This window comes from Deinococcus phoenicis (assembly GCF_000599865.1).
Classification (GTDB): Bacteria; Deinococcota; Deinococci; order Deinococcales; family Deinococcaceae; genus Deinococcus; species Deinococcus phoenicis.
The window spans coordinates 17,757-36,874 of the sequence record NZ_JHAC01000032.1 but is presented as its reverse complement, the minus strand read 5'-3'; the positions used below and the strand labels follow the sequence as shown (position 1 = coordinate 36,874).

The following is a 19,118-nucleotide window of genomic DNA, read 5'->3' as shown; positions in this document are numbered from 1 at the left end:
CGTTTGACCGTTAGACGCCAACTGAAGGGAGGCAAACATGTACCCAGCCAATTTCGACTACCAGAAAGCTTCCAGCGTCGCTGAGGCGCTCGCGGTGATGGCGGCCAATCCGGACGTGAAGGTGATCGCGGGGGGGCATTCGCTGCTCCCGGCCATGAAGCTGCGGCTGGCGCAGCCGCCCGCGCTGCTCGACGTGTGGGGCATCGAGGAACTGAAAGGCATCCGGCGTGAGGGGGACTGGTTCGTGGTGGGCGCGATGACCACCCACGCGGACGTGTTGCGCTCCGAACTGCCCCTGTTTCCGGAAGTCGCGTATGAGGTCGGGGACCCGATGGTGCGCAACCGGGGCACCATCGGCGGCTCGCTGGCGCACGCGGACCCCAGCGCGGACTACCCGGCGGCGGCCCTCGCACTCGGCGCCGAGTTCGTGATTCGCGGGCCAGAGGGGGAGCGCACGGTGCCCGCAGGCGAGATGTTCCTGGGCATGTTCGAGAGCGCGGTGCAACCCGGCGAACTCCTCACGCATGTCCGCATTCCCGCCACCGTGCAGGCGAGTGCCTACGAGAAATTCAAGCACCCCGCCAGCCACTATGCGATTGTCGGCGTGGCCGTCATCCGGGACGCGAACGGGCAGATTCGCGCAGCATACACCGGCGCGGGCGAGAAGGCCGAGCGGCTGCACCGACTGGAAGAACGCCTCAACAGTGGCCAGCCGGTCGGGACCGGCCTTGTGGAATCCGCCACCCTCCTCGGGGACCGGTTTGCCAGCCCGGAGTACCGCGCACATCTGGTGGACGTGCTGGCAGAGCGAGCGGCGGCGCGGGTCTAGGGGAGCCGGCAGCGGTCAGCCATCCGTAAAAGAGATCAGGAAAAGAGAAGGTGGGCCACTCCGACCGGGGCTGCCCACCTTCCTCTTTTCCCACGACCTACAACCTCACTCCTCGTGGTCGTGCATGTCCCCGGCGTGCGCGTGGCCGTGTTCCAGTTCCTCGGCGGCAGCGTCGCGGACGCTCCTGACGGTCACGTCGAAGTTCAGGACCTGTCCGGCCAGCGGCGGGTTGAAGTCCACCTGCACGGTGTCGCCCTCGACGCCCACCACGGTGAAGGGCAGGACGCTGCCGTCCTCGGCCTGGGCGTAGTAGGTCGCGCCGACCTCCGGCTCGTCGTCGAAGTCGCTGCGGTCGAGGTCCTCGACGTTGTCCTCGTCGCGCTCGCCGTAGCCTTCTTCGGGCTGGACGGTGACGTGCAGGCTGTCGCCGGCCTTCTTGCCCTCCAGGGCCTTTTCCAGACCGGGGATGATGTTGCTGTGGCCGTGCAGGTAGGTCAGCGGCTCGCCCGGCTCGCTCTGGTCCACGACCTCGCCGTCCACCTTCAGCACGTAATCGAGTTCGACAACCTTGTCCTGGGTGATGTTCATGTGCGTTCTCCGTTCGGTGAGGGCTTGGGGCAACTCCGACTTGCCCCAGAAGTGTACCCTCTCATCCGCTGGGAAGCGGGACGCGGTTCCTGTCCCAACGCTTAACCGATGAGCCTGCGCGGCCTGGGCCTATGCTGCCCCCATGACTTCCGCCCGCACTGGTTTTCCCATGCACGTCAGCGTTCAGGAGGCGCGCGACATGCTCGCCGCACTGCTGCCCGACCCTGGGACCGGGACTGTGCCGCTGGCCCAGGCACGCGGGCGCACACTCGCCGCCGACCTCGCCGCGCGGGTCAGCCATCCCAGTGCGACCGAGAGTGCGCTGGACGGCATCGCCGCGCAGGAGGCCGACACCCTCACGGCCACGGCCGCCGCGCCCGTCCGCCTGCGCGTGGTGGGCGAGAGCCGTGCCGGGGTGCCCTTCACGGGCCAGGTCGGGCCGGGCGAGTGCGTCCGCATCTACACCGGTGCGCCGCTGCCCACCGGGGCGGACGCGATCTGCCCCGTCGAGCAACTGACGGAGGACGGCCCCGGGGCGGTCCTGCTCGCCCGGCCCGCCAGTCCCGCCGACGTGCGGCAGGAGGGCGGCGATTTCCGGGCGGGCGAGGTCGTGTTGCGGGCCGGACAGCCGCTCACGCCGCCGCGTGTGGCCCTGGCGGCAGCACTCGGGCACGCTGAAGTGCCGGTCCGCCGCCGCCTGCGGGTCGCCCTGCTCTCGACCGGCGACGAGGTGATCGAACCCGGGCGGCCCCTCCTGCCCGGCCAGGTGTACGACAGCAACCGCTACGGCCTGCACGCCATGCTGGAGGACTGTGGCTGCGAGGTGCTGTCCCTCGGCCATGCCCCCGACAGCCCCGAAGCCCTTCAGGACGCGCTCGCGGGGGCGGGGGGTGCGGACGTGCTGCTGACCAGTGGGGGCGTCAGCATGGGGAAATACGATTTCATGCGTGACCTGCTGCTGGAGCGGGGGCGGGTCGCCTTCTGGAAGGTGCGGATGCGCCCCGGCGGTCCCGCGCTGCTCGGTGGCTGGAACGGCCTCCCGGTGTTCGGGTTGCCGGGCAATCCGGTCAGCAGTCTGGTCGTGTTCCACGTGATCGTGCGTCCGGCACTGATGGGGCAACCGGTCCAGACGCTCCGCCTGCGGGCCGCCACGCCCTTTCGGGGTCTGCCCGACAAGACCGCCTTCTGGCGGGGGCTGCTGCGGGACGGCGAGGTCCACGACTACGGCAAGCAGGGCAGCGGGGTGCTGCGCTCGCTGAGTGACGCGAATGCGCTGGTGGTGGTGCCGGAGGGGGGAGCGGTGCAGGCAGGGGAGGATGTGGACGTGCTGTTGCTGTGAGGTCGCGGGTGGCCCCCACCCCCCAGCCCCCTACCCCGCCGGGTAGGGGGAGAGGCGCTGCGCTGGGCAAGAGTCGTCCCGGAAGGTGGCGGCGTTGCCTGACTCGCCCGGGTTCCGGCCTCGCCGCCATGCCTGGCCTGTTTGGAAGGCCTCGGGCCTGCGGCCCGAACGGCTCGTCTGCCTGGAAGGTGGAGGGGGAAGGCGGGCATCAGTCATCGGCAGGCACGGAAAAAGCAGGGGAAGCGAGAACGCTCTCGCTTCCCCTGCTGCCCGCTCCCTACAGCAGCGCCCGGTGGTCCGCCAGCATGCAGCGGTCCTGAATCACGTCGATACCGCGTTCATTCAGGGTCCGGGCCACTGCGTCGTCGCGGATGCCGAGTTGCAGCCAGACCACGCGCGGGAGGGGGTTCATGTTCAGGATGTCGGCGAGGTGTTCGTGGACCTTGTCGCTGCGGCGAAAGACCTCCACCACATCCACAGGAACCCCGATGTCCGCGAGCGTGGACACCGCCTTGTGGCCGAAGAAGCTCTGGCCCCTGGCCGCCAGGGCCGGATTGACGGGGATGATGGTGTAGCCCTGGCGGTGCATGTATTCCGGCACGTAGTGGGCGGGCTTCATCGGGTCGGGGTGAAAGCCCACCACGGCGATGACCTTATTTTCCTTCAGCACGCGAAGGACGTCACTGGACTGCTGGAGCTTGGTCATGCGGTTCCTCCCAGGTGGGCGTAGGCGGTGCGGGCGGCGTCCAGCGTCGCATCCAGTTCGGTGTCGGTGTGGGCGGCACTGATGAAGATGCTCTCGAACTGGCTGGGTGCCCAGTAGATGCCCTGGCCGAGCATGCCCTGGAACCAGGTGGCAAAGGCGGCGGTGTCGCTGCGCGCCGCGTCCGTGTAGGTGCGGACGGAGCCGTCCGGCGCGTCCTGAAAAAAGGCCGTCAGCATGGAGCCGACGCGGTTCACGCTGAGGGGCACGCCCGCGTCCTGCGCCGCCGCCTTCAGGCCCTCGGCCAGCCGCGCCGTGTACGCCTCCAGCCGTGTATAGAGGCCGGGGTCTCCCTCCAGCACCTCCAGCGTGGCGAGGCCCGCCGCCATCGCCAGCGGGTTGCCGCTCAGTGTGCCTGCCTGATACACCGGCCCCTGCGGCGACACGAAGTCCATCACGTCGGCCCGCCCGCCATACGCACCCACCGGCAGCCCCCCGCCGATGATCTTGCCCCAGCAGGTGAGGTCGGGCGTCAGGCCCAGCAGCCCGGTCGCGCCGCGCAGCGAGAGGCGGAAGCCGGTCATCACCTCGTCGGCGATCAGGAGCGCGCCATGCTCCCGGACGCGGTGCAGCGCCGCCAGGAACTCCGGCGTGGGCACCAGCACGCCCGCGTTGCCCACCACCGGCTCGAAGATCACCGCCGCGATTTCGTGCCCCCGCTCGGCCAGCAGGGCGTCCAGTGCCGCCGGGTCGTTGTACTCGCTGACCAGGGTCAGCCGGGCGTAGTCCTCGGGAACGCCCGCGCTGCTGGGGGCCGAGCGGCCCAGTGCCCCCTCCGCGTTCGTCAGCAGGCCGCTGCCCGCCTCGACCAGCAGGCCGTCGGCGTGGCCGTGGTAATTGCCCCGGAACTTCACGATGAATTTTCTGTCGGTAAAGCCCCGCGCCAGCCGCAGCGCGCTCATGGTCGCCTCGGTGCCGCTGTTCACGAAGCGCACGCGGTCCACCCCGGTCAGGCGCGTGACCGTCTCGGCCAGGCGCACCTCACCCTCACTGGGGGCGCCGAAGCTGGTGCCGCGCGTCAGGGCCGCCGCGACCGCCTCCCGCACCGCCGGATGGTCGTGGCCCAGGATCATCGGCCCCCACGAGCCGATGTAGTCCAGCAGGCGGTTTCCGTCCACATCGGTCAGGTACGCGCCGTGTGCCTCGCGGATAAAGCGCGGCGAACCACCCACGCTCCGGAAGGCCCGGACCGGACTGTTCACGCCGCCCGGCGTCACCGCCCGCGCCCGGGCAAACAGCGCCGCCGACTGCGCGGTGGAAGGAAGAGTCTCCATCGTCATGCCGCCCACCTTACGGCAAGCTGATGAGGGCGCGCGGGGAGGGAAGCGACACTTTGGGGGGCCGGGCATCCTGATCAGGTTGGCCCCCATCCCCAGAGGGCGCAGGGGAGCAGCGCGGCGCTGGGCAAGAGTCGTCCCGAAGGCGGGCAGGGTTGCTTGATCCCTCGCGGTTCCGGCCTCGACGCCATGCTTGGCCCGTTTGGAAGGCCCCGGGCCTGTGGCCTGGACGGTTCGGCGGCCTGGAAGGTGGAGGGGGAAGGCGGGCGTCGGCCACCGGCAGACACGGAAAAGCAGGGGAACGCGAACGCTCCCGCTTCCCCTGCTGACCGCAGGCGTCCTCCTCTTCCCTTCCTACAACCCCAGCAGCCCCAGTGCCGCCGTCTGCGTCAGCTCGGCGCGGTGGGGCGCGACCAGGGCCTTTTCCTGGGCGGTGGCGGTCTGCACGCTGGTGTTCAGGTCGGGGAGGCGTCCGCTTTGCAGGGCCTGCGCGGCCTGGGCAAAGTCCACGTTCGGCACCCCCAGGGCGCGGTTCACGGCGCTGCGGACGGCAGCGTACCGTTCCAGGCTCAGTTCCTCGCGGGCCAGGGCGGCCGCCTGGGCCTGCCGGGCGTTGCCGATGGCGGTGCCCGCGTCGCGCAGCACACCCGTAACGGTCCACAGGTTGGGCGTCTGCCCGTTCTGGATGTCGGTCCAGACTTGCTGGAGGCCCGTGAAGCTGGTGCCCAGGGCGTCCCGGATGTCGCGGCGCACCCGCACGAACCGCTCCACGTCCGCTTTCGTCAGCGGGGCGTTCACGTTGCCGGTGGGGGCAGGCGGGGTGGCGGCGCCGGTCTGGGGCTGCGTTTGCGTCTGGGCGGGTGCGCGCCAGGCGTCCAGAAAGGTGCGGGCGGGCTGAATGACCAGGAACCAGGCCAGTGCCCCCAGGACCACCAGCACCAGCAGGGAGCCGCCCCCACATCCCAGGCAACCGCAACCGGGTCCACGTCGTCTCATGGTTTCAGGATACGGGGGGTGGGGCAGGAAGGTTCCCGCGCTGCGCCGGCGTGCCGGGTTGACAGCGCCGGAACGCCGGGCCTTAAATACGGATGTTTTCCCGCAAGACAGTTCATGGACGCCTGGTTCTTCCGTCTCTCTGCACCCCGGCGGCGCAGAGGCCGACCCCTTCCCGCTTCTGGAGGTTTCATGACCGGTACCCCGACCCATGCGGCTGTTCGTCCCGTTCGCGCCCTGGCCCTGCTGGGCTGCGGCCTCGCGCTCGCCGGGTGCAGCCTGCTCACGCCCGCCACCGAGATGCGCCCGCAGGACACCCGCATCTTCAAGGCCGTGGAGCCGGCCACCGAGCCTCTGGCGGGCGCGACCCTCTACAAGGGCCAGTATGCGGGCATTCAGGGACCGGCGAGTTACCTGATCGAGGTGCCGGACAACTGGAACGGCACGCTGGTGATGTACGCCCACGGCTACGCGGGAACGGGGGAGAATCTCACGGTCGCGCCGCCTTCTATCCGCCAGGTTCTGCTCGACCAGGGGTACGCCTGGGCGGCCAGCAGCTACTCTGCCAACTATTACGACGTGCGGGCCGGGGTGGAGGACACCAACGCGCTGGCCCTGGCCTTTGGCCGGCTGACAGAAGGCAAGTACCGGCCGCCGGACAAGTACCTGATTATGGGCGTCTCGATGGGCGGTCATATCGCCGGGGCCGCCGTGGAAAAGGAGACGCTCGCCACCGAGCGGAGCAAGGTCAACTACGCCGCCGCCCTGCCGCTGTGCGGCGTGATGGACGAGGAATACGAGTTCCAGTGGCTGGGCGACTACACCACGGCGGCGGCGCAACTGGCCGGCCTGGGCGCGCGCAGCTACCCCCAGAGCGACTATCAGGCCCTGCTGCCCGACATCAAGGCGGCGCTGTTCAGCGACACTTCCGGTCCCGTCTGGCAGGAAAACGCCGTGCAGGGCACCCGGCTCCGCGAACTGGCCCGCCGCCTGACCGGGGGGGACCGGCCCGTCTTTGAGCTGGGGTTCCGCCTCGGCGCGTACCAGAACGCCGTGTTCAGCACCGGCGGCTCGGACGGCACGCTGAACGGCGTCCTGAACAAGAACGTCTACGGCAATCAGGACACCGTCTACCGCTGGACCGACGGCCCCAGCCCCACACCCGCCGAGGTGGCCTTTAACGCCGCGATTCTGCGTGTGAGTGCCGACCCGAACGCGAACGCGGCCCGCCGGGGTGGCCTGCGCTGGCTGCCGCGTGTGAGCGGCGAATTCAGCGTGCCCGTGCTGACCATGCACACCCTGGGCGACTTCTATGTGCCCTTCGCGCACCAGCAGAAGTACCGCCTGGCCGCGCAGGCACACGGCAACGGTGACCGCCTGGTGCAGCGGGCCATCCGCGCGGGTGGGCACTGCGAGTTCACCGGTCCCGAAGTCGTGGAGGCCTTCAGTGACCTCGTGGCCTGGGAGAAGACGGGGCAGAAACCCGCCGGGGACGATGTGCTGACGCCCGCGACGGTCGCCGATCCGAACTACGGCTGCCGCTTCACGCGCGGCGTGAGGACCGGCGTGGCGGCCTGCCCACCCACGTCCTGAGGTCAGGGAGACACCGGGGGACATTGCCAGACCGGGAAGTGCCAGACCGGGGCGCTCCCCCGCCGCGAGCGCCGCGCCCTGTAGGACCGGCTACCAACTAAAGAAAACCTTCTGGGCAGGGCCGCCGGGGAAGGGATAGGGTCGACTTCCGTCCCTCCCCACCGAACAGGAGATGTCCTATGCCTAAATCCAGTTTTCTGCTGCTGTCCGCCCTCACCCTCGCCGCCGGTTCCGTCGCGCACGCCGAACTCGCGGACGTGAGAAAGAGCGGCGAACTGCGCGTCGTGATGAGCGGCGAGTATCCGCCCTTCTCGCAACCGGCCCCCGACGGCTCGCTGACCGGCTTCGACGCCGACGTGGCGCGCGAGATCGCCCGGCGGCTGGGCGTCAAGGCGCGGCTGATCAAGGCCGAGTTTCCGTCGATCATCGCGGGCTTGCAGGCGCGGCAATTCGATCTCGCGGTGGCCTCGCAGAGCAAGACGCCCGAGCGCGAGCGGGCCGTGGATTTCCTGAGCAAGCCCTACTACTACGACGGCTTCCAGCTGTTTGTGCCCACCGGCTCGGCGGCGAAGAACCTGGCCGGGCTGGGCGGCAAGCCCGTGGCCGTGGCGCAGGGCACCGTGTTCGAGAAGTTCCTGCGGGACCAGAAATACCCCAATGTCGCCACCTACAGCGGCGAACAGGAGATCTTTCTGGCGCTCGCGGCCGGGCGCGCGGCGGGGATGATTACCACGCGCACGGTGGGCAGCGTCGCCATCAAGAACGGGCAGAAGCTGAAGCCCGCCGGCCCGGTGCTCCAGCAGGACAATCCCTACATCACCCTGGGCAAGAACCAGCCGCAGCTCAAGGCCGCCGTCGAGAAGGCGCTGGCCGCCATGCGCGCCGACGGCACCCTCAAGCGCCTGAGCCTCCAGTACCTGGGCGCGGACATCACGGTGCCCACCAAATAGGAGCCGACCGGGGAAGACAGGCCGCGCCACTGACCCGCGCGGCCTTTTTCGCTGTGCAGAAGGAAGGCCGGGAACGCCGCTTCCCGCTCCGGAAGGGAAAAGATCATGCTGGATGTCTTTACGTCGGAAGCCCTGCGGGCGCTGTGGCGCGGCGCGCAACTGACCCTCTCGCTGACCCTGCTTGCCAGCGTGTTCGGCCTGGTGCTGGGGCTGATCGCCGGGCTGGGGCGGAGGTCGCGCCTGGCCCCGGTGCGCCTGCTGGCCGGAACCTACATCGAGATTTTCCGGGGCACGCCGCTGCTGGTGCAGCTGTTCTTTCTGTTTTTCGCCCTGCCGCAGCTGACCCATGTCTCGCTGCCCGCCTTCAACACGGCGGTGCTGGGCCTGAGCCTCTTTGCCGGGGCCTACGCCGCCGAGATCATCCGGGGCAGCCTGAATGCGGTGGACCGGGGGCAGGTGGACGCGGCGCGGGCGCTGGGCCTCGGCCCCCTCCAGACGCTGCGGCTGGTGCTGATCCCGCAGGCGGCCCGCACCGCCGTCCCCGCGCTGGGCAACCAGTTCATCGGGCTGCTCAAGGATTCCAGCCTCGCCAGCGTCATCACGGTCTCGGAACTGCTGCTGACCACGCGCGGCCTGGTGTCGATCACCTACCAGCCGGTGCCGCTTTACCTGGCGGTGGCCCTGATCTATTTTCTGCTGTCCAACGTGGCGGCGCGGCTGTTCCGGCTGCTGGAGCGCCGCCTGAACCGGCCCTACCGGACCAGCGCCGTGTGAGGCTCACGGCGCGCTGGCTTCCCCGGCATGCAGGACGGTGACCAGCGCCAGCCCGCCCTCCAGGCTCGCCCTGACCCGGCCGCCCGCCGCCTCGTTGCTGACCGTCCAGCCGCTGCCCAGCGGCACGTCCGCCTGCCGGAGGGGCCAGCGCACGCCCGTAAGGGTCAGGCCGTGCAGGTCGCTGACGGCCAGCACGCTGAGCGTCGTGCCGGGGGGAAGGAGGTCCAGGCCCACGTCCGCGCCCGGCAGCAGCGGATGCCCGCTCTCGTCGCCGCTGTGCAGGATCACCTGGAGGCCCTCGCGCGCCAGACGCACGCCGCCCAGCACCAGCGCCGCCGCGTGGTCGAAGCGCCCCCCGAAAGCACCCAGGAAGACCAGCCGGGTCGCGCCCCGTTCACGGGCCAGCCGCACGGCCAGCTCCGCGTCCGTCTCGTCCTTGGCCGTCGGGTGAACCTCGCGGGGTGCGTTCAGCGTGAGCCCTGCGGAGGAATCGAAGTCGCCCACCCAGGCATCCACCTTCACGCCCAATGCCGCCGCGTGCCGGGCACCGCTGTCGGCGGCCACCACGAAGTCGGGGCGGGGCAGGGCCAGCAGCGCCGCCGTCCGCACCAGCCGCCCACCGACCAGAATCCAGGCCGTCATGCGCGCTCCCGGTCGTCGGGGAGGGTCAGGACGCGGGCGGGGTCCACCGTCAGACGCAGGCTGTCCCCGCAGAGGTCCGCCGCCTCCCGCGCGCTGAGGTGCAGCGTGAGGGGGCCGAGGGGGTGCCCCACCGTCACTTCCGTCCCGGTGTCGGTGGTCTGCCGCGCGGTGACCGGAAAAGCTTTCCCCTCGCCCAGCCGTACCGCGTCCTCGGGAATGAGGCGGGCGCGGCCGTCCGGCCCCGGCAACACGTTGGCGTGGCCCAGAAAGGCGGCCACCCACGCCGTCGCGGGCCGCGCGAAGACCTCCCGGGCCGCGCCCACCTGGACCAGCCGACCCGCGCGCATCACCGCCACGCGCGAGGCCACCGCCAGCGCCTCCCGCTGGTCATGGGTGACGAGCAGCACGCCCGCTTGCAGGCGCGCGAACAGGTCGCGGAGGTCGGACCTGAGCCGCGCGCGCAGTTGCTCGTCGAGATTGCTGAGCGGTTCGTCCAGCAGCAGCAGGGGCGAACCTGTCGCCACCGCCCGCGCCAGCGCCACCCGCTGCGCCTGCCCACCCGAGAGTTCGGTGGTGCGCCGCCCGGCCAGGGCCTCCAGGCCCACCAGCGCGAGGGCTTCCCGCGCCCGCCGCTCCGCTTCCGCCCGCCGCGCGCCGCGTATGCGGGGGCCGTAGGCCACGTTCCCCAGCACACTGAGGTGTGGAAAGAGGGCGTAATCCTGAAACACCAGCCCGACATGCCGCGCTTCCGGCGGCAGGGCCGTCACGTCCCGTTCCCCGATACACACCTGCCCCGCGTCCGGGCGCTCCAGGCCCGCCACGCAGCGCAGCACGGTGCTTTTGCCGCAGCCGCTGGGACCGAGGAGGGCGACGGTTTCGCCCGGACTGACGGTGAGGGACACGTCTTCCACCGCCGGCACGTTCCCGAAGGCTTTGGCGAGGTGGGCTACACTTAGGGCGTTCACGGCGTCGGCCTGCCGGCGGCCAGTGCCGTGAGGGTCGCGTCCAGCCAGCGCACCAGGGCCGGAATCTGGCGCTCCATGTCCTCGGCATCCAGCGTGTCGCTCCCGTCGTTGAAGTAGGCGTAGGCGAGGACCTGGCCTCCAGGCAGTTCCGCCGCGCCCGTCAGCGTCAGGATGCGCCAGCCGCTGCCCGCCTTGGCTCCCCAGAACGGTGCGGGGAGCGTGGGGTGGGCGGGTTTGCAGCAGCCGTCCGCCAGCCAGGCCCGGTACAGGCGGCGGGTGGTGGGCTTCAGGTCATTGCCGGGCAGGGTCCGGGCCAGCAGGCCCGCATAGGCCCGCGCGGTGCTGGTGTTCTGCACGGCCAGTTCGAGCGCCGGGTCATAGTCTGGGCCGTGAAAATAACGGTCGAGGGCCGCCTCCACCTGCGGACCGGTCAGGTCCTGCGCGCGGCGGTTGAGGGCCTGCGCGACCGGCAGACGTTCTTCCAGCGGCAGCGCGGCGGAGCCGGCACCGTCCACACCGGGCCGGAACACGTCGGGCAGCAGCCCCGCCTGGGCCGCCCACAGCGCCTTGGTGGTGTGCAGGATGCGGGTGCAGGGGCTGAGTGCCCCCACGGCGCGCGCCACCCGTTCGGGGCCGGCCGCCAGGTGCAGGATGTCGCTGGCGGTGTTGTCGCTGCGCACCAGCGCGAGGCGGGCCAGTTGCTCCACCGTGTTGCGCCCCGCCGGATACCCCTCGATACTGCGCCGCCCCGGCGTCGTTTCGAGCCGCGTGCCCAGCGAGAGCCGCCCCGCGTCCACCTCCTGCAAGGCCGCCCGCACGACCAGCGGCTTGAAGGCGCTCGCCAGCGGGTGCAGGGCGTCCACGTCGCCCAGTTGCACGGCCCGCAGGGGCTGGCCGTCCGTCCCATACACGGCTGCATAGAAGGCCACCCGGCCCGTGATGCCAGCGGGCAGGGGCCGCACCGGGATCGCGGAACCGGGCGGCCAGGGACCGCCTGACGGGTCGGGCGCTTCCTGGCAGGACAGCGCCGGGGCCTGGGACGGGAGCGGGGCTGATGTACCGAGCGCACCCGCCAGGCTGCCCAGCAGGAGGAGGGCCAGGGCTGCCGGCCAGCGGGCCGCGCGGCGCGGGCTGAGGCGGGCGGGCACGAGGGAGCGCACCCGGCCATTGTGGCGTGTGGGCCGGGCGGTCACGTCACCTCTCCCTCGCCGCCGTCCAGCAGCGTGAAGCTCAGGCCCGCCAGCAGCAGCAGCACTGTCGCCAGCGCACACGCCTCGCCCAGGTTGCGTTCGCCGGGGCGGCCCAGGCGCTCGTACAGGCCCACGCTGAGGGTGGCCCACTCGGGCCGCGTCAGCACCAGCGTCGCGCCGAACTCGCCCAGGACCGTCGCCAACGCGAGGGCCGCCCCGCCCCGCAGTGCCGGGAGGGTCAGGGGCAGCGTGACCGTGCGGTGGGCCGCCAGGGCACCTGCCCCCAGCGTGCGGGCCGCTTCCAGCGTGCGCGGCGGCAGCGCACGCAGCGCGGGCAGCACGCTGCGCGTCACCAGCGGAAAGCCCAGCAGCGTGTAGGCCGCGATCAGCATCGGCAGGGTGGCCGACAGCGCGGGGTAGGCCAGCAAGTAGCCCACCGCCAGGCTGACGGGCGACACCATCAGCGGTAGGAGGGACAGCAGATCCAGCGTGCGCGACCGCGCCAGCCACGCCCCCAGGGCATGCAGCGTGCCCAGCAGCGCCGCACCGACCAGCGCCAGCAGCCCGAAGCGCAGCGTGTTGCCCAGCAGCAGCGGCGTGTCCGGGTCGGTCAGGACGCCCCGCCAGTAGGCCAGGGTCGGCCCGCCCGTCCCCAGCAGGCCGCGCGCCACCACGGCCAGCAGCGGCCCGAAGCAGATCAGCACCACCAGGGCCACCAGGGTCCACAGCAGGGCGGCCACCCCTCCCCGCGCCGTCGGGAGGCCCGGTGCAGGCACGCCCACCCCACCGCGCAGCAGCCGCACATAGGTCCACGTCGCGGTCAGCGTGAGCAGCAGTTGCCCGGCAATCAGGGCGCTCGCCTCGCTGAGCCGCAGCTGGTAGGCCGTCAGGGTGTAAATCTCCACCTCCAGCGTGGCGTACCGTTCGCCGCCCAGCGCCAGCGGCAGCCCGAAACTCAGCGCCGAGTACAGGAACACCAGGATGAATCCGGCGCTCAGCCCCGGCAGGGCCAGCGGTAGGGCCACCGTCAGCGCGGCCCGCAGGCCCGACGCCCCCAGCGTGCGCGCCGCGCCGGTCAGGGTCGGCGACACCCGCGAGAAGCCGCCATACGCGAGGCGCACCATCACCGGGAGATTGAAAAAGAGATTTCCCAGAATCAGCAGTGTGGGCGTGCCGTCCAGATCGATCCCCAGCGGCCCGGTCAGCCAGCCGCGTGGCCCCAGCAGCGCCGTGAGGCCCAGCACGGCCACCAGGGTCGGCGTCACGAACGGCAGCAGCAGCAGGCGCAGCAGCATGGATTTACCGGGCACGGCGTAGCGCGACAGCAGGTAGGCCAGCGGCCCGCCGACGGCCAGTGCCAGCAGGGCCGTCGCGGTCGCCTGTCCCACCGTCCAGGCCAGCCGGCCCAGAAAGTAGGGGTCTTGCCAGATGGCGAGCTTCACGCCGCCCTCGGCCAGGGTGCGGCCCAGCGGCAGCACCAGCAGCAGCAGGATAAAGAGGACCGGGGGGAAGGCGAGCAGCCAGCCGCGCAGGGCGGGGGAGGGGGTCATGGGTGGCGGGGCAGCCCGCTGCGGCTGGCCCCCACCCCTCGGCCCCTCACCGCCTCCCGGTTCCGGCGTGGCACCTCCTCTCCCACGGCCTCTTACCTTGCCCGCAACACGTTCGTGACCCAGGCGTCCACCAGCCGCTGCGGGTTGGCGGTCACGCTGGCCTTGACCGGCAGCACGTCGGGCTGCTGGGCAAACTTGAAGACCGGGTCGAGCCTGGTGCCGCTGACGGCGGGGTAGACCCACATGCGGGTGGGAATGTCGGCCTGCACGCCGCCGGAGAGCATGAAGTCCACGAACTTGCGGGCCAGGGCCGGCTGTTTCGCGCCCTTCAGCACGCCCACGCCTTCGAGTTGCAGGAAGGTGCTGCCCGGCAGGAAGAGGCTGGCCGTGGGCGACTGGGCCGGGAGCTTCCGGGGGTCGAAGCCGTCGGCGTAGAACACCTCGGCGGCGGGGCTGCTGGCATAGCTCAGGACGATGGGGTACCGGCCGCCGTTCTTGCTGAAGTCCTTTTCATAGGCGTCCGACCAGCCGCGCGTGACCTTGAGGCCGTTCGTACGGGCTTCCTTCCACCACGCCCACGCGCCCGCCTCGCCGTAGTGGTTCACGGTGGCGAGCAAAAAGGCCAGGCCGGGGCTGCTGGTCGCGGGGGACGGCACGACCGTCAGGCGCGCGTACTGCGGCTTTTTCAGGTCGTCGAGGCTTTTGGGGAGGGGCAGACCCGTCCTGGCGAAGGCGGCGCGGTCGTAGTTCAGCGCCACGAAGCCGTAGTCCACGGTGTTCAGCAGCCCCGCGTCGTCCAGGCGATAGGCGGCGGGGACCTTCGCCAGATTCGGGGACCGGTACGGCTCCAGCAGCCCGGCCTGACGGGCGCGCGGAAGCAGGGTGTTGTCCAGACCGTAGACGGCGTCGGCCAGCGGGGCGCGGCGGGTCAGGATCAGGCGGTTCAGGAGTTCCCCGGTGTCGCCGCCCTTCACGAAGCGCACGCGGACGCCGTTCGCCTTCTCGAACTGCGCGACCAGCTTCCTGTCCACATCGAAGGAATCGTGGGTGATGACCGTCAGGGTCGCCGGTGCGCCCTGGGCGTGGGCCGCGCCCGCGAGCAGCAGGCCGAGCCGCAATGCATTCTTGAACATGACTTGCTTGAACATGAAAAATCCCCCTCGCGTCACGAAGGGGAGAGGCCAGGGGCAGGTCGTCTGTGGGCTGCCCCGTCACGCTCCCTCCGCCGGTATGACCCGGATCAGGTTCTTTGGGGTGTTTCTCAGCCCGGCCCGGCCTGTTGTGGCACGGTGCATGGGCACCCCCGGTGACGCAGGAGGCAGGATAGCAGGCGGCGTGATGGCCGTCAGCGTCCGCGCTCACGCCGGAGACTGCGGCTGGTGGGCGCCACAAGTCGCGGTGGTGAGTGTGGCCGCCGGGCGGGGCGAGAGGCATCATGGGCTGACTTGAGGCGACGCCGGGCGGGAGAACCATGCATTCCAGACCACAGGACATCAGCCAGCAGGCCGGACCACGGGCCACCCCAGAGGACAGCCGTCCCCAGAAGCTCGCCCCGGCGCGCCCACCGACGGCGACCCCGTTCCTGATTCTGGGCATCGTGGTGGTCGCGCTCAACCTGCGCCCTACCATCGCCGGGTTCGGGCCGCTGCTGGCCCAGATTCAGGCGGAGCTGCACGTGAACGCGGCCACGGTGAGCCTGCTGACCACCATTCCGCTGCTGTGCTGGGGCCTGCTCGCGCCGCTGGCCCCGCTGCTCACGCGGCGGCGCAGTTCCGAGACGGTCATTCTGGTCAGCACCGCCGTGATCGGCGTGGGGGCGCTGCTGCGGGTGGGGCCGAGCCTGCCGTGGATTCTGCTGGGCACGGTCCTGATCGGGGCGGGCATCGCCATCATCAACGTGCTGTTGCCCAGCCTGGTCAAACGCGACTTTCCCGAGCGGGTGGGCCTGATGACGGGGGTGTACACGCTGGCGGTGGTGAGCGGCGCGGCGCTGGCCTCGGGGCTGGCGGTGCCGCTGCGGGGGGCGCTGGGCGGGTCCTGGCGGGCTTCCCTGGGTATCTGGGTGTGGTTGGCCGCCGCAGGCGTGCTGGCCTGGCTCCCGGCGCTGTTCGGGCGGCAGACGCACGAGCGGGCGGCCCGGCAGGGGCCTGGGGTGTGGCGCAATCCCTACGCCCTGCCCGTGACGCTGTTCATGGGGTTTCAGGGGCTGGTGTTCTTCACTTGGCTGACCTGGCTGCCGCGCGTGCTCCAGGACCACGGCCTGAGCGCCGCCGCGAGCGGCCTGCTGCTCTCCGCCGGGAACGTGGTGCAACTGCCCTTCACGCTGGCCGTGCCGATTCTGGCCGCGCGGCTCCGGAATCCCGCCCTGCTGGTGGCGGGGGCGGCGGCGCTGATCGGCGCGGGGTTGCTGGGGCTGCTGCTCGCGCCGGGGTGGCCGCTGCCCTGGATTCTGCTGCTGGGGGCGGGGTGCGGCAGCACTTTCCCGCTGGCCCTGGTCTTCATCGCGCAGCGGGCCGCCCACCCGGCGCAGGTGCCGCAGCTTTCGGCGCTGGCGCAGGGCTTCGGGTACCTGCTGGCCGCCACGGGACCGTTCATCTTCGGGGCGCTGCACGACCGCACGCACGGCTGGAACGCGCCGCTGGGCTTCCTGCTCGTCTGCACGGGCCTGACGCTGGTGACAGGGCTGCTGGCGAGCTGGCCCCGGCGTTTCCCCTAGAACATTTGTCAAAAAGAGACCGTCTTTTTGACCGAGCGGGCGGGCAGCGGGCAGGCCCCATCCGGGTGCCGTTTTGCCCAAGAAGGCGTCCTCAAGGGGAGGGCAGACTGGCTCAAGCGAGTCCGTTCTGACCGACAGGCCGTTCTGGAGGCGTGGCGTGCTCCTGCGCGTCCGTTCACGACGATGCCCAAGACAGCGCGTGTAAAGAGGGAGAGCGTTTGGGAGAATGGAGGCGTTGGAGTGTCCTTCCCCAGAGCGGCGTCATTCGGACAAATGCTCTGAGCCATTACCCTGGGCCATGACCTTTCATCTGGTGGCCTGGCTGGTGCTGCTGGACCCTGCGGGGCGCGTGCTGTTGGGGCGGCGCGTGGGCGTTTCCTATGGGACGGGCCTGTGGGGCCTGCCCGGCGGCCACGTGGAGCCGGGCGAGGGGCTGGCCGAGGCGGCGGCGCGCGAGGCGTGGGAGGAGGTCGGCGTGCGCGTGAATCCGGCGGACCTCCACTTCCTGGGCGTCAGCCGCTACGACCTGGACGGCATGACGGGGGCAGATTTTCTCTTTCTCGCCCGGACGTGGGAGGGGAGGCCCGAACCTCGCCAGCACACCTCGGAGGTCGCCTGGTTCGCCCCGGATGACCTGCCGGCCGACGTGCTGCCCTGGTTACTGGGGGTGCTGACCGCCCACCTGTTGCAGGGCATACCCCTCTCCGAGCAACTGGACGGACTGGCGGGCCTGCGCCTGTTTCCCGGAAAGTAACAAAAAGTGAAGCCTCCAGCTTCTTCCAGGTGAAATACTTTCAGATGAAATGATTCGCTCTGACCCTTCCCATTCTTCCGACGAGGTGTACCGGCTGGTCCGGCACACGCTGCGGCTCTCGCGGCATTTCCGGCAGGCGCTGGACGAACCGCTGGAACAGGCCGTGAATCTCAACACCAAGGAAGTGCTGGTGCTGGGGGCCGTGATGGACGGGCTGGACACGCCCGGCGCGGTCGCCGAACACCACCGCCTGCCCGCCCCCACCGTCACGCGCATCGTGACCAAGCTGGCGGGGCAGGGCCTGCTGGAGCGGGTGCCCGACCCCACTGACCTCCGCAAGCAGCGTTTGCGCCTGACCCCGGCGGGCGAGACGGCCCGCGCCCGCACCCGCGCCGCTGCCCACGACATCGTGCGGGCGCAGTTCGGCCACCTGCCGCCCGCGCAGGTGCACGCCGCGCTCCTGGCGCTGGAGGGGCTGGAGGCTGCCCTTACCCTGCACCCCGGGAAGCCGCGCGCTGAAACGCCGATCCGCGAGGAGGTGGGCGCATGACCGCTCCCGTCGCCTCACCCGCTGGCGCAGGCCTGACCCACCGCGACAAAATTCTGGCCTTTGTCGGGATCCTGACGGTGCTGTTCCTGTCCAGCCTGAACATGACCGTGGTGGGCAGCGCCATGCCGCGCGTGATTTCGGACCTGGGGGGCTTTCACCTGTACGCCTGGGCCTTCACCGCGTACTCGCTGGCGACCACCATCACCGTGCCCATCGTGGGCACCATCAGCGACCGCTATGGCCGCCGCCCGCTGATCCTGCTGGGCATCGTCGTCTTTGCCGTGGGTAGCGTGCTGCTGGGCTTCGTGCAGAGCATGGGGCAACTGATCGCGCTGCGTGCCCTCCAAGGCATCGGCGGCGGCACCCTGATGGCGATGAGCTTCACGGCGATTGCCGACCTCTTCACGCCCATCGAGCGCGGGCGCTACCAGGGTTACACCGGTGCAGTCTGGGGCATCAGCAGCGTGGTGGGGCCGCTGGTCGGCGGCTTCCTGACCGACCACCTGGGCTGGCGCAGCGTGTTTTTCGTGAACGTACCCTTCGCGCTGCTGGCGCTGTACTTCGTGGGCCGTTTCTTCCGGATGCCCGCACCCACCGGGCCGCGCACCCACCGCCACTTCGACGCGCTGGGGGCGCTGCTGCTGGCCGGAGCCGTGATCACGCTCACGCTCGCGCTCTCGTGGGGTGGCGGCACCTATGCCTGGGGCAGCGCGCGCATCCTGGGCCTGCTGGCGGGCACGCTGGTGCTGGGCGGGTGGTACGTGTGGCACAGCCGTCATCAGGAACAGCCCATCCTGAACCTGCGGCTGCTGCGCGACCCGGCCATCTCGCTCGCCAGCCTGGCGGGTTTCCTGACCAGCGCGGGGATGTACGCCGCGATTCTGTACCTGCCCCTCTACATGCAGGGCGTGCGCGGCAGCAGCGCCAGCGGCAGCGGCCTGGCCCTCACGCCGCTGATGTTCGGCCTGATTGTCACGAGCACCCTCAGCGGGCAGATCGTCAGCCGCACCGGGCGCTACAAGCTCCTCATCGTGGGCGGCGCGCTGGTCGCCACCGCCGCCCTGCTGCTCAGCACGACCCTGGGCACCACGACCCCGCTGTGGATGGCCGTCGGGTTGATGGTGCTGCTGGGCCTGGGCCTCGGCCCGGTGAACAGCCAGCTCACGCTCGCGGTGCAGAACGCCGCCCCGCGTGACCAGCTCGGCAGTGCCACCAGCGGCAACCAGTTTTTCCGGCAGATCGGCGGCACTCTGGCCGTCAGCCTCTTCGGGGCGCTGGTGAACGCGCAACTGGCGCAGAACCTCGCCGCGAAGCTGCCGCCTGAGGCCGCCCGGCTCCCCGCGCCCGTGCAGGACGCCATCGCCAACCCCAACGTGCTGTCCAGCCCGCAGGCCACCGGGCAACTGGAAGCCGCCCTGGCGCGGCTGGGCCACGCCGACCTGGTGGCCCCCATCCTGACGGCCCTGCGTGGGGTGATGGCGGGCGCGATTGACCACGTGTTCCTGATTGCGGGCCTGCTGGTCGCGGTGGCCTTCCTGGTCACGGTCCTGATGCCCGAGCGGCCCCTGGTCGGGCGAAAGGCCGGGGTGCGGGTGGAAGGGGAAGGTCGGGGACAGCAGGCGGCGGCGACGGACTGAGCCGGGAA

General features: G+C 70.8%; 18 protein-coding genes. 9 read left to right on the top strand and 9 right to left on the bottom strand.

Translation table 11 applies throughout. The features are described 5' to 3' along the window. Positions 1–37: 37 nt before the first annotated feature. Positions 38–829, top strand: a complete 792-nt coding sequence (locus DEIPH_RS10410; RefSeq protein ID WP_034357684.1) for an FAD binding domain-containing protein — start codon at positions 38–40, stop codon at positions 827–829. Between the two features lie 105 nt (positions 830–934). Here the strand turns inward: DEIPH_RS10410 and DEIPH_RS10405 are convergent, their stop codons facing one another. After that, complete coding sequence (locus DEIPH_RS10405; protein ID WP_034357682.1) at positions 935–1,417, bottom strand: FKBP-type peptidyl-prolyl cis-trans isomerase; 483 nt, start codon at positions 1,415–1,417, stop codon at positions 935–937. Between the two features lie 142 nt (positions 1,418–1,559). Between DEIPH_RS10405 and DEIPH_RS10400 the strand changes: the two genes are divergently transcribed. Then, positions 1,560–2,756 carry a molybdopterin molybdotransferase MoeA gene (locus DEIPH_RS10400; RefSeq protein WP_034357680.1) on the top strand — a complete coding sequence of 399 codons (1,197 nt, stop codon included), beginning with the start codon at positions 1,560–1,562 and terminating at the stop codon, positions 2,754–2,756. Positions 2,757–3,033: 277 nt separating this feature from the next. Here the strand turns inward: DEIPH_RS10400 and DEIPH_RS10395 are convergent, their stop codons facing one another. From DEIPH_RS10395 to DEIPH_RS10385, 3 genes are all read right to left on the bottom strand, one after another. Continuing rightward, positions 3,034–3,462 (bottom strand): CoA-binding protein, encoded by a 429-nt coding sequence (locus DEIPH_RS10395; RefSeq protein ID WP_034357678.1) that lies wholly within the window; start codon positions 3,460–3,462, stop codon positions 3,034–3,036. Next, entirely contained in the window at positions 3,459–4,799 is a 1,341-nt protein-coding gene (gene hemL / locus DEIPH_RS10390; protein ID WP_034357677.1) for a glutamate-1-semialdehyde 2,1-aminomutase, read from the bottom strand. The genes DEIPH_RS10395 and hemL overlap by 4 nt, the downstream gene beginning before the upstream one ends. A gap of 351 nt (positions 4,800–5,150) precedes the next feature. Then, positions 5,151–5,792, bottom strand: coding sequence for a hypothetical protein (locus DEIPH_RS10385; RefSeq protein ID WP_034357675.1), 642 nt, complete (start codon positions 5,790–5,792; stop codon positions 5,151–5,153). 189 nt (positions 5,793–5,981) lie between these two features. On the opposite strand from DEIPH_RS10385, the gene DEIPH_RS10380 reads away from it, so the two are divergent. The 3 genes from DEIPH_RS10380 (at position 5,982) to DEIPH_RS10370 (ending at position 9,106) form a co-directional block, all read left to right on the top strand. Further along, a complete protein-coding gene (locus tag DEIPH_RS10380; RefSeq protein ID WP_034357673.1) occupies positions 5,982–7,382 on the top strand; it encodes an alpha/beta hydrolase family protein in 1,401 nt (466 codons plus the stop codon). 179 nt (positions 7,383–7,561) lie between these two features. Beyond that, entirely contained in the window at positions 7,562–8,332 is a 771-nt protein-coding gene (locus DEIPH_RS10375) for a transporter substrate-binding domain-containing protein (protein ID WP_051517303.1), read from the top strand. A 105-nt stretch (positions 8,333–8,437) separates the two neighbouring features. Next, entirely contained in the window at positions 8,438–9,106 is a 669-nt protein-coding gene (locus DEIPH_RS10370) for an amino acid ABC transporter permease (RefSeq protein ID WP_034357671.1), read from the top strand. A gap of 3 nt (positions 9,107–9,109) precedes the next feature. Here DEIPH_RS10370 and DEIPH_RS10365 read toward each other — a convergent pair whose 3' ends face one another. From DEIPH_RS10365 to DEIPH_RS10345, 5 genes are all read right to left on the bottom strand, one after another. Continuing rightward, positions 9,110–9,748: a thiamine diphosphokinase gene (locus DEIPH_RS10365; RefSeq protein WP_034357669.1), complete on the bottom strand. Its 639-nt coding sequence runs from the start codon at positions 9,746–9,748 to the stop codon at positions 9,110–9,112. Continuing rightward, a complete protein-coding gene (locus DEIPH_RS10360) occupies positions 9,745–10,713 on the bottom strand; it encodes an ABC transporter ATP-binding protein (protein WP_034357667.1) in 969 nt (322 codons plus the stop codon). Before DEIPH_RS10360 ends, DEIPH_RS10365 begins: the two co-directional genes overlap by 4 nt. After that, positions 10,710–11,906 (bottom strand): serine hydrolase, encoded by a 1,197-nt coding sequence (locus DEIPH_RS10355; RefSeq protein WP_235183221.1) that lies wholly within the window; start codon positions 11,904–11,906, stop codon positions 10,710–10,712. Before DEIPH_RS10355 ends, DEIPH_RS10360 begins: the two co-directional genes overlap by 4 nt. Continuing rightward, a complete protein-coding gene (locus tag DEIPH_RS10350) occupies positions 11,903–13,453 on the bottom strand; it encodes an ABC transporter permease (protein ID WP_034357665.1) in 1,551 nt (516 codons plus the stop codon). The genes DEIPH_RS10355 and DEIPH_RS10350 overlap by 4 nt, the downstream gene beginning before the upstream one ends. A 92-nt stretch (positions 13,454–13,545) precedes the next feature. Next, the gene (locus DEIPH_RS10345; protein ID WP_235183220.1) at positions 13,546–14,601 is read right to left on the bottom strand and encodes a thiamine ABC transporter substrate-binding protein; all 1,056 of its coding nucleotides are present in this window, start codon (positions 14,599–14,601) and stop codon (positions 13,546–13,548) included. 323 nt (positions 14,602–14,924) lie between these two features. Here DEIPH_RS10345 and DEIPH_RS10340 point away from each other — a divergent pair, with 323 nt between their 5' ends. The 4 genes from DEIPH_RS10340 to DEIPH_RS10325 all read left to right on the top strand — a co-directional run bounded on the left by DEIPH_RS10340 (position 14,925) and on the right by DEIPH_RS10325 (position 19,110). After that, complete coding sequence (locus DEIPH_RS10340; RefSeq protein WP_081790872.1) at positions 14,925–16,169, top strand: CynX/NimT family MFS transporter; 1,245 nt, start codon at positions 14,925–14,927, stop codon at positions 16,167–16,169. 298 nt (positions 16,170–16,467) lie between these two features. Beyond that, the gene (locus DEIPH_RS10335; protein ID WP_034357661.1) at positions 16,468–16,923 is read left to right on the top strand and encodes an NUDIX domain-containing protein; all 456 of its coding nucleotides are present in this window, start codon (positions 16,468–16,470) and stop codon (positions 16,921–16,923) included. A gap of 49 nt (positions 16,924–16,972) precedes the next feature. Continuing rightward, on the top strand, positions 16,973–17,473 hold the full coding sequence (locus DEIPH_RS10330) for a MarR family winged helix-turn-helix transcriptional regulator (protein WP_051517302.1): 501 nt from the start codon (positions 16,973–16,975) through the stop codon (positions 17,471–17,473). After that, the gene (locus tag DEIPH_RS10325) at positions 17,470–19,110 is read left to right on the top strand and encodes an MDR family MFS transporter (protein ID WP_034357659.1); all 1,641 of its coding nucleotides are present in this window, start codon (positions 17,470–17,472) and stop codon (positions 19,108–19,110) included. The genes DEIPH_RS10330 and DEIPH_RS10325 overlap by 4 nt, the downstream gene beginning before the upstream one ends. Positions 19,111–19,118 lie beyond the last annotated feature (8 nt).

What these genes read in the sequence shown, in the direction of transcription:
- DEIPH_RS10410 (WP_034357684.1), top strand. Translation starts at nt 38, where the DNA reads ATGTACCCAGCCAATTTCGACTACCAGAAAGCTTCCAGCGTCGCTGAG.
- DEIPH_RS10395 (WP_034357678.1), bottom strand. Translation starts at nt 3,462, where the DNA reads ATGACCAAGCTCCAGCAGTCCAGTGACGTCCTTCGCGTGCTGAAGGAA.
- DEIPH_RS10350 (WP_034357665.1), bottom strand. Translation starts at nt 13,453, where the DNA reads ATGACCCCCTCCCCCGCCCTGCGCGGCTGGCTGCTCGCCTTCCCCCCG.
- DEIPH_RS10405 (WP_034357682.1), bottom strand. Translation starts at nt 1,417, where the DNA reads ATGAACATCACCCAGGACAAGGTTGTCGAACTCGATTACGTGCTGAAG.
- hemL (WP_034357677.1), bottom strand. Translation starts at nt 4,799, where the DNA reads ATGACGATGGAGACTCTTCCTTCCACCGCGCAGTCGGCGGCGCTGTTT.
- DEIPH_RS10340 (WP_081790872.1), top strand. Translation starts at nt 14,925, where the DNA reads ATGCATTCCAGACCACAGGACATCAGCCAGCAGGCCGGACCACGGGCC.
- DEIPH_RS10380 (WP_034357673.1), top strand. Translation starts at nt 5,982, where the DNA reads ATGACCGGTACCCCGACCCATGCGGCTGTTCGTCCCGTTCGCGCCCTG.
- DEIPH_RS10375 (WP_051517303.1), top strand. Translation starts at nt 7,562, where the DNA reads ATGCCTAAATCCAGTTTTCTGCTGCTGTCCGCCCTCACCCTCGCCGCC.
- DEIPH_RS10335 (WP_034357661.1), top strand. Translation starts at nt 16,468, where the DNA reads ATGACCTTTCATCTGGTGGCCTGGCTGGTGCTGCTGGACCCTGCGGGG.
- DEIPH_RS10325 (WP_034357659.1), top strand. Translation starts at nt 17,470, where the DNA reads ATGACCGCTCCCGTCGCCTCACCCGCTGGCGCAGGCCTGACCCACCGC.
- DEIPH_RS10385 (WP_034357675.1), bottom strand. Translation starts at nt 5,792, where the DNA reads ATGAGACGACGTGGACCCGGTTGCGGTTGCCTGGGATGTGGGGGCGGC.
- DEIPH_RS10330 (WP_051517302.1), top strand. Translation starts at nt 16,973, where the DNA reads ATGATTCGCTCTGACCCTTCCCATTCTTCCGACGAGGTGTACCGGCTG.
- DEIPH_RS10370 (WP_034357671.1), top strand. Translation starts at nt 8,438, where the DNA reads ATGCTGGATGTCTTTACGTCGGAAGCCCTGCGGGCGCTGTGGCGCGGC.
- DEIPH_RS10365 (WP_034357669.1), bottom strand. Translation starts at nt 9,748, where the DNA reads ATGACGGCCTGGATTCTGGTCGGTGGGCGGCTGGTGCGGACGGCGGCG.
- DEIPH_RS10400 (WP_034357680.1), top strand. Translation starts at nt 1,560, where the DNA reads ATGACTTCCGCCCGCACTGGTTTTCCCATGCACGTCAGCGTTCAGGAG.
- DEIPH_RS10345 (WP_235183220.1), bottom strand. Translation starts at nt 14,601, where the DNA reads ATGTTCAAGCAAGTCATGTTCAAGAATGCATTGCGGCTCGGCCTGCTG.